11 protein-coding genes are annotated in these 15,202 nt (G+C 71.1%); 3 read left to right on the top strand and 8 right to left on the bottom strand.

The window, feature by feature from the left end; translation table 11 throughout:
- Positions 1-13: 13 nt before the first annotated feature.
- The 4 genes from ACFWPS_RS26965 to ACFWPS_RS26950 form a co-directional block, all read right to left on the bottom strand.
- On the bottom strand, positions 14-1,180 hold the full coding sequence (locus tag ACFWPS_RS26965; protein WP_383708882.1) for a thiolase domain-containing protein: 1,167 nt from the start codon (positions 1,178-1,180) through the stop codon (positions 14-16).
- Positions 1,177-2,226, bottom strand: a complete 1,050-nt coding sequence (locus ACFWPS_RS26960) for a thiolase domain-containing protein (protein WP_383708880.1) — start codon at positions 2,224-2,226, stop codon at positions 1,177-1,179. Before ACFWPS_RS26960 ends, ACFWPS_RS26965 begins: the two co-directional genes overlap by 4 nt.
- Positions 2,223-3,164 carry a Zn-ribbon domain-containing OB-fold protein gene (locus ACFWPS_RS26955; RefSeq protein WP_383708878.1) on the bottom strand — a complete coding sequence of 314 codons (942 nt, stop codon included), beginning with the start codon at positions 3,162-3,164 and terminating at the stop codon, positions 2,223-2,225. Before ACFWPS_RS26955 ends, ACFWPS_RS26960 begins: the two co-directional genes overlap by 4 nt.
- A gap of 110 nt (positions 3,165-3,274) precedes the next feature.
- Positions 3,275-4,075, bottom strand: coding sequence for a crotonase/enoyl-CoA hydratase family protein (locus ACFWPS_RS26950; protein ID WP_383708876.1), 801 nt, complete (start codon positions 4,073-4,075; stop codon positions 3,275-3,277).
- A 208-nt stretch (positions 4,076-4,283) separates the two neighbouring features.
- On the opposite strand from ACFWPS_RS26950, the gene ACFWPS_RS26945 reads away from it, so the two are divergent.
- The 3 genes from ACFWPS_RS26945 (at position 4,284) to ACFWPS_RS26935 (ending at position 10,108) form a co-directional block, all read left to right on the top strand.
- A complete protein-coding gene (locus ACFWPS_RS26945; protein ID WP_383708875.1) occupies positions 4,284-5,894 on the top strand; it encodes an acyl-CoA synthetase in 1,611 nt (536 codons plus the stop codon).
- A gap of 166 nt (positions 5,895-6,060) precedes the next feature.
- Positions 6,061-8,157: a sulfatase gene (locus ACFWPS_RS26940; RefSeq protein WP_383708873.1), complete on the top strand. Its 2,097-nt coding sequence runs from the start codon at positions 6,061-6,063 to the stop codon at positions 8,155-8,157.
- Between the two features lie 283 nt (positions 8,158-8,440).
- Entirely contained in the window at positions 8,441-10,108 is a 1,668-nt protein-coding gene (locus ACFWPS_RS26935; RefSeq protein ID WP_383708871.1) for a sulfatase, read from the top strand.
- Here the strand turns inward: ACFWPS_RS26935 and ACFWPS_RS26930 are convergent.
- The 4 genes from ACFWPS_RS26930 to ACFWPS_RS26915 all read right to left on the bottom strand — a co-directional run bounded on the left by ACFWPS_RS26930 (position 10,045) and on the right by ACFWPS_RS26915 (position 14,875).
- Positions 10,045-10,881, bottom strand: a complete 837-nt coding sequence (locus tag ACFWPS_RS26930; RefSeq protein ID WP_383708869.1) for an alpha/beta fold hydrolase — start codon at positions 10,879-10,881, stop codon at positions 10,045-10,047. The genes ACFWPS_RS26935 and ACFWPS_RS26930 overlap by 64 nt on opposite strands.
- An 81-nt stretch (positions 10,882-10,962) precedes the next feature.
- Positions 10,963-11,682 carry a class I SAM-dependent methyltransferase gene (locus tag ACFWPS_RS26925; protein WP_383708867.1) on the bottom strand — a complete coding sequence of 240 codons (720 nt, stop codon included), beginning with the start codon at positions 11,680-11,682 and terminating at the stop codon, positions 10,963-10,965.
- A 27-nt stretch (positions 11,683-11,709) separates the two neighbouring features.
- A complete protein-coding gene (locus ACFWPS_RS26920) occupies positions 11,710-13,245 on the bottom strand; it encodes a fibronectin type III domain-containing protein (protein WP_383708865.1) in 1,536 nt (511 codons plus the stop codon).
- A 127-nt stretch (positions 13,246-13,372) separates the two neighbouring features.
- A complete protein-coding gene (locus ACFWPS_RS26915) occupies positions 13,373-14,875 on the bottom strand; it encodes an acyl-CoA synthetase (RefSeq protein ID WP_383708863.1) in 1,503 nt (500 codons plus the stop codon).
- Positions 14,876-15,202 lie beyond the last annotated feature (327 nt).

Raw genomic sequence — 15,202 nt, 5'->3', positions numbered from 1 at the left:
TGAACGGGTCCTTTCAGCTGTCGGGGGCCACGGCGCCGACGAGCCACATGGAGAAGAACTGGGAACCGCCGCCGTAGGCGTGGCCGAGCACCTTCCGGGCGCCGTCCACCTGGTGTTCTCCGGCCTGGCCGCGCACCTGGAGGGCGGCTTCGGCGAACCGGATCATCCCCGAGGCGCCGATCGGATTGGTGGAGAGGACACCGCCCGACATGTTGACGGGAAGGTCACCGTCGAGTTCGGTGACCCCCGATTCGGTGAGTTTCCAGCCCTCGCTCTCCTCGGCGAAGCCGAGGTTCTCCAGCCACATCGGCTCGTACCAGGAGAACGGCACGTACATCTCGACCGCGTCGATGTCCCGGCGCGGGTCGGCGATCCCCGCCTGCCGGTAGACGTCGGCGGCGCAGTCCTTCCCCGCCTGCGGCGACACCGCGTCCTTGCCGGCGAACAGGGTGGGCTCGCTGCGCATGGCCCCGCCGAGCATCCAGGCCGGCGGCTTCGTGGAACGGGCGGCTCCGGCACGGTCGGTGAGGACCATGGCGCAGGCGCCGTCGGAGGAGGGGCAGGTCTCCGAGTAGCGGATGGGGTCCCACAGCATGGGGGACGCCTGGACCTTCTCCAGGGTGATGTCGTGCTCATGGAGGTGGGCGTAGGGGTTCTTGAGCGCGTTGCGCCGGTCCTTGTAGGCGACCAGCGAGCCGACGGTGTCCGGGGCGCCGCTGCGCCGCATGTACGCCCGCACATGGGGCGCGAAGAAACCTCCCGCGCCCGCCAGCAGCGGCTGCTGGAAGGGGACCGGCAGGGACAGCCCCCACATGGCGTTGGACTCGGACTGCTTTTCGAAGGCGAGGGTCAGCACGGTGCAGTGGACCCGGGCGGCGACGAGGTTGGCCGCGACGAGCGCGGTCGAGCCGCCCACCGAACCCGCCGTGTGGACCCGCAACATGGGTTTGCCCACCGCCCCGAGCGCGTCCGCCAGGTACAGCTCCGGCATCATCACGCCCTCGAAGAAGTCGGGCGCCTTGCCGATGACGACGGCGTCGATGTCGGCCCAGCCCAACTCGGCGTCGTCGAGGGCCCGTCGCGCGGCCTCGCGGACCAGCCCGGCGATCGACACGTCCCGCCGGGCCGCCACGTGCTTGGTCTGGCCGATCCCTACGACGGCCACGGGCTCCTTGCTCATCGCGGATCCCCTTCGAGTACGGCGACCAGGTTCTGCTGGAGACAGGGCCCGGAGGTGGCGTGGGCGAGGGCACGGTCGGACTCGCCGCGGTGGATGCGGGCGGCGGCCTCGCCGATGCGGATCAGCCCGGCGGCCATGATCGGGTTGGCTGCGAGGGCCCCGCCGGACGGGTTCACGCGTACGTCGTCGCCGAGCCGCAGCGCCTTGCGCAGCACGACCTCCTGGGAGCTGAACGGCGCGTGCAACTCGGCGGTGTCCACGGGCCGTTCGAAGGCACCGGCCCGTTCGGCGGCGAGCCGCGCGGACGGCGAGTCGGTCAGGTCACGCACGCCCAGGCCGTGCGCCTCGATCCGGTGGTCGATGCCCCGGATCCAGGCGGGCCGGGCACACAGCTCCCGGGCCCGCTCCCCCGCCGCGAGGATCACGGCCGCGGCCCCGTCTCCGACGGGAGGGCAGTCGCCGGTGCGCAGGGGCCGTACGACGTACTCCCCCTGGGGCACCGAACCGCGCAGCTGGGCATGGGAGTTGGCGTCCGCGTCCGCCCTGCTCCGGGCGCCGACGGCGGCCAGCGCGGGTTCGTCGGTCTCGCCCGCGTCGACGAGGGCCTGGGCCTGGAGGGCGGCGAGGGCGACGGAGTCGGGCCAGAGGGGGGCCACGTAGTAGGGGTCGAGCTGCCGGGTCAGCACGTCGCGCACGGAGCCGGGTGAGGACTTGCCGTACGAGTAGACGAGCGCGGTGTCCGCGTCCCCGGTGAGCAGCTTGGTCCAGGCCTCGTACAGGGCCCAGGCGCCGTCCATCTCGACGTGCGATTCGGAGATCGGCGGCCAGGCGCCCACGCCGTCGAGGGCGAGGGTGAAGGAGAAGGCGCGGCCGGCCAGGTAGTCGCTGGAGCCGGAGCAGGTGAAGCCGATGTCGGCGGTCTTCAGACCGGTCTGTCCGAGCACGTCGTGCAGCACCGGCATGAGCATCTCGACCTCGGAGAGGTCGTCGCTGGTGCGGCGGTGGTCGGTCTGCGCGAAGGCGACCAGTGCTATGTCACGCGTCACAGCAGCTCCTTGTACGTCTCATAGTCCGCGTCGGGTTCTCCGTTGGGCCGGTAGTGGTCGGGGAAGCGGGCCCCCTCGGTCCACACCGGCTCGACCCTGAGCCCCATCCGCACCTGGTCGTAGGGGATCCCGCCGATCCGGCCGTGCAGGGCGAGGCCGGCGCCGTCGAGGGCGATGTGGGCGTAGACGTACGGCACCTCGATGTCGAGGTTCTTCGCCTTGATGTTGACGATGCAGAAGGTGGTGACCGTGCCGCCGGGACCCACCTCGACCTGTTCCGATGTGGCCACCCCACATGTGGGGCAGGCACCCCTCGGCGGGACGTACACCTTCCGGCAGGAGGGGCAGCGCTCGCCGAAGGTCCGCCGGGAGGCGAGGGCCTCGATGAAGGCGGTCTGGGCGCGGCCGGGCGAATAGGTGTAGTCGAGCCGGGCGTGCGCGACGATGCCGGTGACTGGTTCCTCGAATTCGCCCGCATGGATGGTGACGACGGTGTCCTCACCGTCGTACGGCTCGAAGCAGGCGATGTCGGTGATGGCGCCGGAGCGCTCTTCGGCCCAGCGGATCCGGACCCGCATCCCGGTGTGGACGGCATCGGGGCCGGGGACGTCGAGGGCGTGCAGCAGGGCGGTGTCGGCGCCGTCGAGCCGGACCAGGACCCAGGCGAAGGGCGTACCGAGGGGCTGCCCGCGGCGGGGTCCGTGGTTCCAGGCCCAGGTGGTGACCGTGCCGGTGGTGGCCACGTGCACGAGGTCGCGGATCTCCTCGGCGGTGACGGGGTCGTACTCGACGGGCGGGACGAGGACGCGGCCGTCACCGGTTTTCACCCCGAGGACGACGCGTTCCCGCAGGCCGGTGAGAAAGGCACTCTGCACGGGCCCGAGGGACCGGGTGAAGGGAAACTCGACGACGAGGGGGGCTTTGAGGACTTCGGGCATAGGGGGCTGGCCTCCTTAAGGTCGGTGAGGGTGGCGCCCCTTCCTTTAGGGGCGCGGGGAACTGCGCGACCAGCCACGAACGGCCCGCAGCGTCCAACGCACCCCGGGCATCACTCGCGCTTGTAGACGGCCGGTCGTTTCTCCGCGAAGGCACGAGCACCTTCCTTCGCGTCGGCGGTATCGAAGATCGGCCACCCCCGCTTCAACTCCGCAGCCAACCCGTCGGCCTCCGTCAGCTCAGCCGTCTCGTACACCGACGCCTTGACCGCCTCGACCGCCAACGGCCCGCACGCGTTGATCTGTGCGGCGATCTCCAGGGCCTTGTCGAGCGCGGTGCCGTCCGGGACGACGTGGCCGACGAGCCCGATGTCGGCCGCCTCCCTGGCGGTGTACGGACGCCCGGTGAGCAGCATCTCCAGGGCGTGCGTGCGCGGAATCTGCCGCTGGAGCCGCACCGTGGACCCGCCGATCGGAAAGAGTCCCCGCCGTACCTCGAAGAGACCGAACGTCGCGGACTCGCCCGCGACCCGGATGTCGGTGCCCTGGAGGATCTCGGTGCCGCCCGCGACGCAGTGGCCCTCGACGGCGGCGATCACCGGTTTGCGCGGGCGATGATGGCGGAGCATCGCCTTCCAGTGCAGGTCGGGGTCGGCCTTCAGCCGGTCGCGCAGGTGCTCCCCCGCCATGCCCTGTCCGGCGAGTGCCTTGAGGTCCATTCCGGCGCAGAAGGCGCCCCCGGCCCCGGTGAGCACGATCGAGCGGACGCCGTCGTCCTCGTCGGCCTCGATCCAGCCGTCGTACAGGCCGACGAGCATGGCGATCGAGAGCGCGTTCTTCGCCTCGGGCCGGTTGAGCGTGAGCACGAGTGTGGCGCCCTCGCGCCGCACGGTGAGGTGTTCCGTCCCACCCATGGACCGTCTCCCCTCCGAAAGGGATCGTCTCCCCTCCACCAGAACGAGAACAGGTTGCAGTAGCCGGGGAGGCACTTCAAGGGTTTTCTGACAGACAGTCAGATTTCTTCGCGCGAACCCTTCACACTTGCCGCGCCCTTTGCTCTGATGACCGGCGAACGGACAGGTGTGCCTTTCTTCGTCACGGTTGCCGGGGTCAGGAGGAGCGGTGGAGTACAACCTTGCCGATCTGTTCGAGTCGGTCGTCGACGTGGCCGCGGGCCGCGAGGCGCTCGTCTACCTCGACCACCCCGGCACGGGCGCGGAACGCCGGCTGACCTACGCCGAGTTGGACGCCGCCGCCAACCGCATCGGCCACCATCTGATCGACAGCGGCATCCGCCCGGGCGAGCATCTCGGCCTGCATCTCTACAACGGGGTCGAGTACCTCCAGACGGTGCTCGGCTGCCTGAAGGCGCGGGTCGTACCGGTCAATGTGAACTACCGGTACGTCGAAGAGGAGTTGGTGTACCTCTACCAGGACGCGGATCTCGTCGCGCTGGTCTTCGACGCGGAGTTCGACGACCGGGTGGCGGCGGCGCTGCCGAGGACGCCGAAACTGCGGCATCTGGTGCGGGTCGGCCGGCAGGCGGCGGAGCCGAAGGCACTCGCCTTCACGGACGCCGAGGCGTCGGGGTCGCCCGGGCGGGAGTTCCCCGCGCGCTCGGCGGACGACCAGTTCATCATCTACACCGGCGGCACCACCGGGATGCCCAAGGGTGTGATGTGGCGTCAGGAGGACCTGTTCTTCGCCGGGCTGGGCGGCGGAGCGCCGACCGGTGAGCCGGTGAAGCGCCCGGAGGAGCTGGCCGAACGGGTCGCGGCGGGCGGAGCGGGCATCACCTTCTTCCCCACCCCGCCACTGATGCACGGCACGTCCACGCTCACCACCTTCATCGGCTTCAACTTCGGGCAACGGGTCGTGATCCACCGCAAGTTCGTGCCCGAGGAGGTGCTGCGGACCGTCGAGAAGGAGAAGGTCACCAGCATGTCGCTGGTCGGCGACGCGATGCTGCGCCCGCTGATCGACGCCCTCAACGGACCGATGAAGGGCACCGACTGCTCCGCCATGTTCAGCGTCTCCTCCTCCGGTGCGATCCTCTCCGAGACCGTGCGCCGGCAGTTCAGCGAACTCGTCCCGAACGCCATGCTGCTCAACAACTTCGGGTCCTCCGAGTCCGGTTTCAACGGCACCGCGACCAATGACTCCGGGGCCGGCAGCGGCTTCCGGGTCCGCGTCAACTCCCGTACGCAGGTGGTCGATCCGGCCACCCATGAGCCGGTGGCGGTGGGCGAGATCGGCCGGGTCGCACAGAGCGGACACGTGCCGCTCGGCTACTACAACGACCCGGCGAAGACCGCCGAGACGTTCTTCGAGAAGGACGGCCGCAGGTGGGTGCTCCTCGGCGACATGGCGACGGTCGACGAGGACGGCGTCGTGAACGTGCTCGGCCGGGGCTCGCAGTGCATCAACACCGGGGGCGAGAAGGTATACCCGGAGGAGGTCGAACAGGCCCTCAAATCACACCCGGACGTGTACGACGCGCTCGTCGCCGGGGTGCCGGACACCACCTGGGGCAACCATGTGGCGGCGGTGGTGCAGCTGCGCGAGGGCGCGGAGCCGCCCTCCCTCACGGACATCCAGACCCACTGCCGTACCCATCTGGCCGGTTACAAGGTCCCCCGTCAGCTGGTGATCGCCGAGGCCATCCAGCGTTCGCCGAGCGGCAAGGCGGACTACCGGTGGGCGCGGGAGGTGGCGGCGGCCGCCGACCGGTAGGCCGCGCGGGCAGCGGGGCAGGACCCGTCGGGCGTGCTCTTTGCACGCGGTTGACCCGGGCGTTTGAACACTTGGTTACGTCAGGCCGTACGCGAGGTTGGCGGTTCCTGACCTGCGAGTCCGGTCCGCCGTGCCATCACCGGGCTTCGCACGGAAGGACTTACGGGTGTCGCACCTCACGCCCCCTCGCCAACTGCCGGACGCGGACGCGTCGGCCCCGGACCCGGCGGCGGGGACACCGGCCGCACCGGCGGAGACCGGGGCCGAGTCGGACGCCCCGTCGGGGGTACACCCGACGGATGACGGGGCCGAGGCCGAAGCCGGCACTCGGGTCGAGGCGAGCGAGCCGGGCAGGGATCCCGAGGCAGTCGAAGAGGCCGACGCGGACACGAGTCCCGGAGCGGAGGAACACGAGGAGCAGGAGGAACTGGAGGAGCAGGAGGACAAGGCGACCGGCGACGAGGAGCGCGGCGAGGCGGCCGAGAAGACCACCGACTCGCTCCCTGCCGCCGTCGACGGCGAACACGCTCCCGAGGGGGCCGAGCCGCACACCGGCCTCGCCACGGCCGGGGACGAGACCGAACCCGCTTCCCAGGCCGCCGACTCCGCCCGCCCCCGCCGGTTCGGCCGGTTCCGCCGCCACCCCCGCATCGCGACCGGCGTGCGGGTGGGGACGAGTGTCATGGCGGGTGCGTTCGTGCTGGGCGCGATCCTCGTGCCGGACCGCCTCGACCGGTTCTCCTTCCAGACCTTCCTCCGCCTCCCCGTCGAAGCGGTGTACCTCGCGGTCATCCTGCTCGCGCTGCCGTCGAAGGCACGGCGGATCGCGGCCGTCGCCACCGGGACGCTCCTCGGCCTGTCCACTGTCCTGAAGTGCCTCGACATGGGCTTCTACCAGACCCTGGCCCGACCGTTCGACCTGGTCTTCGACTGGGTTCTGCTGACCGACGCGGCGGACTGGGTGAAGGACTCGTTCGGTCACACGGGCGAGGTGCTCGCGGTGATCGGGGTGATCGTCCTGCTCGTCGCCGTGCTCGTGCTGAGCGCGCTCGCGATGGTGCGGCTGGCGAATGTCCTGGACCGGTACCGCCCCGCGGCCGTCAGCACCACGCTCGTCCTCGGCACCGTGTGGATCACCTGTTTCTCGCTGGGCGTGCAGTTCGCCGGCATCCCGTTCGCCACCAAGGGCTACAGCCAGTTCCTCGCCAACCGTGTGCAGTACGTCCGCGACGGACTGGGGGACGCCGACGTCTTCAAGAAGCAACTCGCCGTCGACGCCTACGCCAACACGCCGTCCGACCAGCTGCTGACCGGACTGCGTGGAAAGGACGTGCTGTTCACCTTCATCGAGAGCTACGGCCGGGTGGCGATCGACGATCCGGCGATGGCGCCGGAGATCGACGCGACGTTGAACGAGGGGAACGCCCGGCTCAAGGCGGCCGGTTTCGCGGCGCAGAGCGGCTGGCTCAGGTCACCCGTGACGGGCGCCGGCAGCTGGCTCGCCCACTCGACGTTCCTGTCCGGCCTGTGGATCAACAACCAGCAGCGGTACCGGACCCTGACCACCGGCGACCACGCGACCCTCACCAGCTACTTCCAGAAGACCGGGGCCTGGCGCACGGTCGGCATCGTCCCGGGCGTACGCAAGGCCTGGCCCGAGGGCAAGTACTTCGGCCTCGACCACATCTACGACTCCACGCACCTCGGTTACTACGGTCCGTACTTCAGCTGGACGCCGGTGCCGGACCAGTTCAGCCTGGAGGCCTTCCAGAAGCTGGAGCACGGAAAGAAGAACCGCGACCCGATCATGGCGGAGATCATCCTGGCCTCCAGCCACAACCCCTGGTCCCCCATCGCGCACATCATCGACTGGAAGGACCTCGGGGACGGCAAGATCTTCTACAAGATCAAGAAGGAGGGCACGAACCCCACGGAGGTCTGGAAGAGCGCGAAGAGCGTACGGACCGAGTACCGCAAGGCGATCCAGTACTCCCTGGACAGCCTGACCCAGTGGATGCAGCGCTACGGCGACGACAACACCGTCCTCGTCTTCCTCGGCGACCACCAGCCCGTGCCGACGGTCACGGCCGGCAGCACCAGCCGGGACGTGCCGATCACCATCGTCGCCCGCGACCCGAAGGTCCTGGACCGGGTCTCCGGGTGGGGCTGGACGGACGGGCTCAAGCCCGCGGACAACGCACCGGAGTGGGCCATGAACCAGTTCCGGAACCGCTTCCTGAAGGCGTTCGGGCCGCAGAGCTGAGCCCGGCTCAGGTGTCCGGGAAGCCGACGGCACGGCGGACGAGCCACTCCCCCACCGCCAGAACGCACGGGTGTGCCACCGCGGCGGGGCGGTCCCGGGGTCGTACTGTGTGCGCACGATATGACATCGATCAAGCACACAGTGTCACGACGGCCGTTCGGAAGGACCTCCGGTGTCGCATCCCACGCCTGCTCAGTTGCCGGACACCGAAGGCGCGCCGACCGGTGCGAGTGGTGACGGCGGCCGGCCGCGGAGACATCCGGGTGTCGCCAGGACCTTCACGGTGGGGACGACGTTCCTGGCCGCCGTCCTGCTCCTGACCGCACTGCTGCTGCCGAACCAGCTCGACCAGCTGAGGCCGAAGGCGTTCCTGCGCCTCCCGGCCGAGGGGATCGTGCTCGCCGCCGTGCTGCTGGTGCTGCCCGCCTGGGCGCGGCGTGTCACGGCGGTGGCGGCGGGCGCGGTGCTGGGGCTGCTGACACTGGTGAAGTGCCTGGACATGGGCTTCTACTCGGCGCTGCAACGGCCGTTCGACCTGGTGCTCGACTGGGTCCTGCTGGACGACGCGGCGGACTACGTACGGGAGTCGTTCGGCCGCACCAGTGAGCTGCTCGCGATCGCCGGGGCTCTGCTGCTCGCCGTGACCGTGCCGGCCGTGACCGTCCTCGCCCTGGTGCGGCTCGCCGACCGGATGGCGCGCCGCCGCCCGCCCGCGGGCCGTACCACGCTGGCGCTGGCCGTCGCCTGGGTCACCTGCGCCACCTTCGGCCTCCAGGCCGGCGGCGCGCCCGTGGCCTCGACGCTGGACACGCGGTTGGTGGACGACCGGGTGCAGGCGATCCGCGCCGGTCTTGCGGACGAACGGGCCTTCGCCGCGGAGGCGGACGTCGACGCCTTCGAGAGGACTCCGCCGGACCGGCTGCTGACCGGACTGCGCGGCAAGGACGTGCTGTTCACGTTCGTCGAGAGCTACGGCCGTACGGCGATCGAGGACCCCGCCATGGCCGGGCCGGTCGGCGCGGTCCTCAAGGAGGGCACCGCCTCCCTCAGGGCGGCCGGTTTCGAGGCCCGCAGCGGCTGGCTGCGGTCCCCGGTGCTCGGGGCGGGCAGCTGGATGTGCCACGCGACGCTGCTGTCCGGACTGTGGATCAACAACCAGCAGCGCTACCGCCACCTGGTCTCCGGCGACCGGACGACCCTGAACCGGTACTTCCGCAGGACCGGCGCGTGGCGCACGGTCGGCGTCGTCCCGGGTGTCCGCCGCACCTGGCCGGAGGCCCGGTTCTTCGGCCTCGACCGCGCCTACGACGCCACGCACCTCGGCTACCGCGGCCCGTACTTCAGCTGGACGCCCGTCCCGGACCAGTTCACGCTGGAGGCCTTCGACCGCCTGGAGTACGGGAGGAAGCACCGGCGTCCGCTGATGGCGGAGATCATCCTGGCCTCCAGCCACCAGCCATGGGCGCCGCTCCCCCGCATGATCGACTGGAGGGACCTCGGCGACGGCTCGGTGTTCGGGCCGATCCAGAGGGCGGGCAAGGACCCGGCGGAGGTCTGGAAGAACACGGAGAGCGTACGCACCGAGTACCGCGTCTCGATCGAGTACTCGCTGCGCAGCCTGTTCGGGTTCATGCGGCGCTACGCCCATCAGAACACGGTGCTGGTCTTCCTCGGCGACCACCAGCCCCGCCCGGAGGTCGTCGCCGGCAGCCCGCGCCGGGACGTCCCCGTCACGATCGTCGCCCACGACCCGGCGGTCCTGGACCGGGTCGCCGGCTGGGGCTGGACGCCGGGTCTCAAGCCCGCCCCCGATGCGCCGATCTGGGCGATGAACCAGTTCCGGGACCGTTTCCTGACGGCGTTCGGACCGCGGGGCCCGAGTCCGGCTCAGGCGTCCAGGAAGGCGGCGGTACGGCGGACGAACCACTCGGGGTCGTCGAGCCAGGGGTAGTGACCGGCCCCTGGCTGCACGGCGACCTCGGCGGCCGGGAAGGCCTCGGCGGCCCGCCGGGCCAGTGCGGGGCTGGGTCCGCCGTCGAGCTCGCCGGCGTACACCAGGACGGGGGCGGCGAGGGCGCGCAGGGCGGTCCGGGTGGCGTCCGGGGTGAAGGCGCCCTCGGCGAAGTAGCGGTCGCCCGCGGCGAAGTTGGTCTGCTCCTCGGTGGCCGCGACATGGGCCATGGCGGCGGCGTCCCAGCGACCGTGGAAGAAGGGCATGAACACCTCGTCGAAGTCCCCGGAGCCGGTCAGCCACGCCTCCAGCGCGGGGAACGCCTTCTCGAACCAGGGTTCCCCCGACCGCAGCCGGGCCGCCGCCAGCCGGTCCTCCGGGGTGGCCGGCAGACCGAGGGCCGAGGGGTTGCCGGTGATCAGCGCGAGCCGCCGCACCCGTTGCGGATGAGTTGCCGCGTACAGGATCGCCAGGCTCGCACCGGCCGAGTGCGCCAGTATGTCCATGTGGTCGAGCCCCATGTGGGCGCGCAACATCTCCACGTCGTCGACCAGTCGGTCGCAGCGGTACGACGCCGGGTCGGCGGGCGTGCCGGAGTCGCCGGTCCCCCGCAGGTCGAGCAGGACCAGCCGGCGACGGGCGGCCAGCCCGCCCAGGTCTCCGAGGTAGGCGGAGGCCCTCATGGGGCCGCCCGGGAGTACGACGAGCGGTTCGCCCTCGCCTCTGACGTGGTAGGCGAGGCGGGTGCCGTCGGCCGCGGTGAAGGTGGGCATGACGCCGATCCTCGGGGACGGCGGCGGCGTGTCGCAACCGAGTTCGACGGGCGGTGGCCGTCCGGGGAGGATCCGGGGTCGTCAGACCCGCGCTGCCGGCTTGCTCACCCGGAACGCGAACTGCCCGCAGAACGTGAGCTTGCGGAGGTTCACCAGGGCCGTGTCCCGCTTGCTCTTGCGGGCCCAGGCGTCGATCTCCGTGTTGAGCGGCGACTCCGTCTGCCAGAAGCGGCCGTACTCCTTCTTCCGCGAGCCGTGGTAGGTGCGCATGATCAGCGTCACGCCGTCGAGCGAGGGCCGGATCTCCTCCAGGGCGAGCCCTGCCTCCTCGACCAGCACCCGGAATCCGTAGGGCGTGTAGTTCCAGAGGCTGAAGGAGTGGTACGGCTCGAACTGGGAGGTGCTGCCGATGAACAGGCCGCCCGGACGCAGCACTCTGCTCACCTCCGCGAGCAGTTCCCTGGGCCTGGCGACGTGTTCGAAGACCTGGTGCGAGTAGACGAGCGGCACGGCACCGGAGCGGAAGGGCAGGTTGACGCCGTCGAAGTACACCACGCTGTCGCCGCCGGGCGTGCGCTGGGCGGCCTCCGGCGAATCGCGGATGTCGACCCCCACCCAGCGGACTTCGGAGTCGTGCTTGCGGAAGAGCTCGGCCGACGTGCCCCGCCCGCAGCCGAGGTCCACCACCCGGTCCGGTGCCCGCGGCGAGCGCATGGCTTCGTCGAGGTAGTAGCGGGAGGTGACCTGGCGCGCGTGGTCGTCAGGGATGCAGTCGCGCATGAGTTCCCACAGGGTCGACATGTCCCCACGCTACGGAGGGGCCCTTCGCTAGGCCACATCCAGGCGGGGGTTCGGGACGGCCGTCATCCCTTGGGAGGAATGCGGCTGCGCGGACGGCGGCACCAGCCGGCCGATGCCGGACAGGTCGCGGACGACCACGCTGTTGCGGTCGGCGACCGAACGGCCGAGCGCGTGGTAAGGCCACAGTCCCCCGGCCTGCCGGCGGCTGTGCTCGTTCCACTCCAGGGCCTCGGCGGCGCGCGCCCGGAAGAAGTTGAGCGCGTAGCCGCCGCTGTGGATCCGCAGCAGGAGGAAACCGCCGGGGTACTCCTTGGCGGCGCCGACCTCCTGCAGCGTCACCTGCGGAGCGAGGTGCACATGGGTGCGCTTGTTGCGGTGGGTGTGGCCCACATGGTGGAGGAACACACCCGGGGCGGCGGCGTAGGCGCGCAGGATCGCGCGGGCCTGGCGGCGGCCGAGCCGCTGCGCCGGGCTCACCGGGAAGAGGGGCTCCCGTACGGTCAGCGGATGGTGGCCGAAGACGACGGTGGGCTGTTCCCTGTGGGCCCGCAGCCGGCGCCGGAACCAGGACAGCTGCTCGGCGCCGAGGCCGCCCGCGTCACCGCCGTTCCCGCGTTTGTCGTAGGTGTCGAGGCCGATGATCCGCAGTCCGCCCACGTCGTGCTCGAACCAGCCGGGCCGGTCGGGTCCGCCGAACACCTGGCGGAAGGCGTCGCCTTCGCCCGCGCCGCGGTCGTGGTTGCCGCGGACCACGAAGTAGTCCCGCCGGTGGGTGCCGAAGCCGTCCAGGATCCGTCTGGCCTCCGCCAGGTCGCGCGGTCCGCCGCCGGCGGAGATGTCACCGGCGGCCAGCAGCAGCTGGGCCCCGCGGCGGCGGGCCTCGTCCACCACGGCCCGGCTCATGAGCTCCGGGTAGGGGGTCTGTCCCGTCCGTTGCGCCACTCCGCGCAGAAAGGGGACTCCGGCCACCAGGCCGGCGACGGTCTCGCCGATGTGGAGGTCGTTGCAGAGGGCGAGGGAGAGCAGGTGGCGGCCGGGCGGGGGCTGCGGGGTGGTGAAGGAGTAGGGGCCGCCGGGTGTGCCGAGGCCGTGGCGGGAGGTGCCGGCCGCGTTGCCGCGTACCAGGTGCAGCGCGGTGGGGACGGCGGGTACGCCTTGGGAGCGGGCCTGGTAGTAGTACGTCTGCCCGGGCTCCAGGCCGGTGATTTCGACGTGGTGGTGTGCGGTGGGACGGTCCTCGCCCGCGGTGCGGTTGAGGCGGGCCGGGTGGGTGCCGTAGACGACCTCGCCCTCGGTGACGGCGGGCAGCATCCGGCCGGTGCCGTCGTCGGTGCCGGGCAGGGCGGTGTGCCAGGTGATGACGGCGCGGTCCTCGGTGAGGGTGACCAGTTCCAGGTGGACGGCGGCGAGCGGGCCGGGGTGCCGGGGGCGGGGTGCGGTGGCGGACCGGAGCAGGGCGGGTGCGAGGAGGAGGCCGGAGCGCAGCAGCTCGCGGGGGCCGGGGATGCCCGCGAGTGCGCCGAGGGGGACGGGGAGGCAGCAGGACATGTCTGTGATGTGCACGCCGGCGGTGAACGGCGGACGAGGTGTCGGAAGCCGCACACGGTATGGAACCAGACTTCTTGGGTCCTGGGCGGGCGTTGTGCCGACGCTCACGTCCCGGGGCTCGCGAGAGCGGCCTCCCGGGTCCTCACGAGGTGGGGCCGAACCGGTCCCGCAGCTCCCGCTTCAGGATCTTCCCGCTGGCGTTGCGGGGCAGCGCGTCCACGAACAGGACCCGCTTGGGTGCCTTGAAGGCGGGCAGCTTCTCCTTGACATGGGCGATCAGCCCGGCCTCGTCGATCTCGCCGCGCGGTACGACGACCGCCGTGACCGCCTCGATCCACCGTTCGTCGGGCAGGCCGATCACGGCGGCCTCGGCGACGGCCTCGTGGGTGTAGAGGGCGTCCTCGACCTGCCGTGAAGCGACCAGCACGCCACCGGAGTTGATGACGTCCTTCACCCGGTCGACGATCGTGTAGTAGCCGTCGGCGTCGCGCACCGCGAGGTCGCCGGAGTGGAACCAGCCGTCCCGGAAGGCCTCCGCGGTCTCCTCGGGCTTCTCCCAGTAGCCCTCGCACAGCTGCGGTGAGCGGTAGACGATCTCGCCGGGCGTGCCGTCGGGCACGTCCTTGCCGTCCTCGCCGACCACGCGTGCCTCGACGAACAGGACGGTGCGGCCGCAGGAGTCCAGCCGCCCCTTGTGCTCCTCGGGCGCGAGCACGGTGGCGAGCGGTCCGATCTCGCTCTGCCCGAAGCAGTTGAACAGGGCGAGTTTCGGCAGCCGTTCGCGCAGCCGCTCCAGGACGGGCACCGGCATGATCGACGCGCCGTAGTAGGCCTTGCGCAGTCCGCCGAGATCGCGGGTGGCGAAGTCGGGACGGTTGGACAGCCCGATCCACACGGTGGGCGGCGCGAACAGGCTGTCCGCGTCCCCGGCCTCGACCAGGTCGAAGAGGGTGTTGCCGTCCGGCCCGTCGAGGATGATGTTGGTCGCGCCCACCGCCAGGTAGGGCAGCAGGAACACGTGCATCTGGGCGGAGTGGTAGAGGGGCAGTGCGTGCGCGGGCCGGTCCCCGGCGCTCAGGTCGAGGGCGGCGATCGCGCTCAGGTACTCGTGCACCAGCGCCCGGTGGGTCATCATCGCGCCCTTGGGCAGCGCCGTGGTCCCGGAGGTGTACAGCAGCTGCACCAGGTCCTCGGTGCGGGGTTCGGGCCCGTCGTACGGCGCCGCGTCCGCGAGCCGGGCGAGCAGCGAGCCGTCGTCGTCGCGCAGCGGCAGCGTCGGTACGCCGTCGGGGAGCCGGCCGGCGAGGTCGGGGTCGGCGAGGACCAGGGAGCTGCCCGACTGGCCGACGATGTACGCGAGGTCGTCGCCGGTGAGGTTCTGGTTGACCGGGACGTGGACCAGGCCGGCGCGGGCGCAGGCGAGGAAGGCGATCAGGTAGGCGTCGGAGTTGTGTCCGTAGGTGCCGACCCGGTCGCCGCGGTCGAGGCCCTGACCGAGGAGTACGCTCGCCGCGCGCGAGACGGCGTCGTCGAGTTCCTCGTACGTCCACCGCCGGTCGCCGTAGCGCACCGCCACCCGCGCGGGAGTGCGCCGGGCGCTGCGCCGCAGCACCCCGTCCACCGTGCTGCCCTGTCCGTGCGTCATGACTCATGATCCTCGGCCCGTCGCCGGGACAGGTCAAGCGACCGGGGAGCAGGCGCCGAAAACCCCTGGGTCCGCTCGGCGCCTCCTCCCCTCACATCGCTCGCGGTGCGAGGGGAGGACGGGGCGGGACCACACTGGAGTGCCACATGGAATCACAATTGATGCACCATGCATCAAGAGGTGTTCACCCCCGCTGCTTTTTGCTTCAGCGTGCCCCCGTGCGCCCCTTTGGAGAAAGGTTTCCGGAAACCCGGGCACGGTTGAACTGGGCAGGACTTGTCTCGGGTTGTCAGACCCTAGGCAGGTTCGCTCATTTCACGCTTCGTA

It is taken from the genome of Streptomyces sp. NPDC058457, assembly GCF_042720695.1.
Lineage (GTDB): Bacteria > Actinomycetota > Actinomycetes > Streptomycetales > Streptomycetaceae > Streptomyces.
Note: the sequence above shows the minus strand (reverse complement) of the source record. Positions and strands in the feature narration are given on the sequence as shown.

Coding starts and splice junctions, on each gene's coding strand:
- ACFWPS_RS26965 (WP_383708882.1), bottom strand. CDS start 1,180: ATGAGCAAGGAGCCCGTGGCCGTCGTAGGGATCGGCCAGACCAAGCAC.
- ACFWPS_RS26955 (WP_383708878.1), bottom strand. CDS start 3,164: ATGCCCGAAGTCCTCAAAGCCCCCCTCGTCGTCGAGTTTCCCTTCACC.
- ACFWPS_RS26950 (WP_383708876.1), bottom strand. CDS start 4,075: ATGGGTGGGACGGAACACCTCACCGTGCGGCGCGAGGGCGCCACACTC.
- ACFWPS_RS26930 (WP_383708869.1), bottom strand. CDS start 10,881: ATGCCCACCTTCACCGCGGCCGACGGCACCCGCCTCGCCTACCACGTC.
- ACFWPS_RS26925 (WP_383708867.1), bottom strand. CDS start 11,682: ATGTCGACCCTGTGGGAACTCATGCGCGACTGCATCCCTGACGACCAC.
- ACFWPS_RS26915 (WP_383708863.1), bottom strand. CDS start 14,875: ATGACGCACGGACAGGGCAGCACGGTGGACGGGGTGCTGCGGCGCAGC.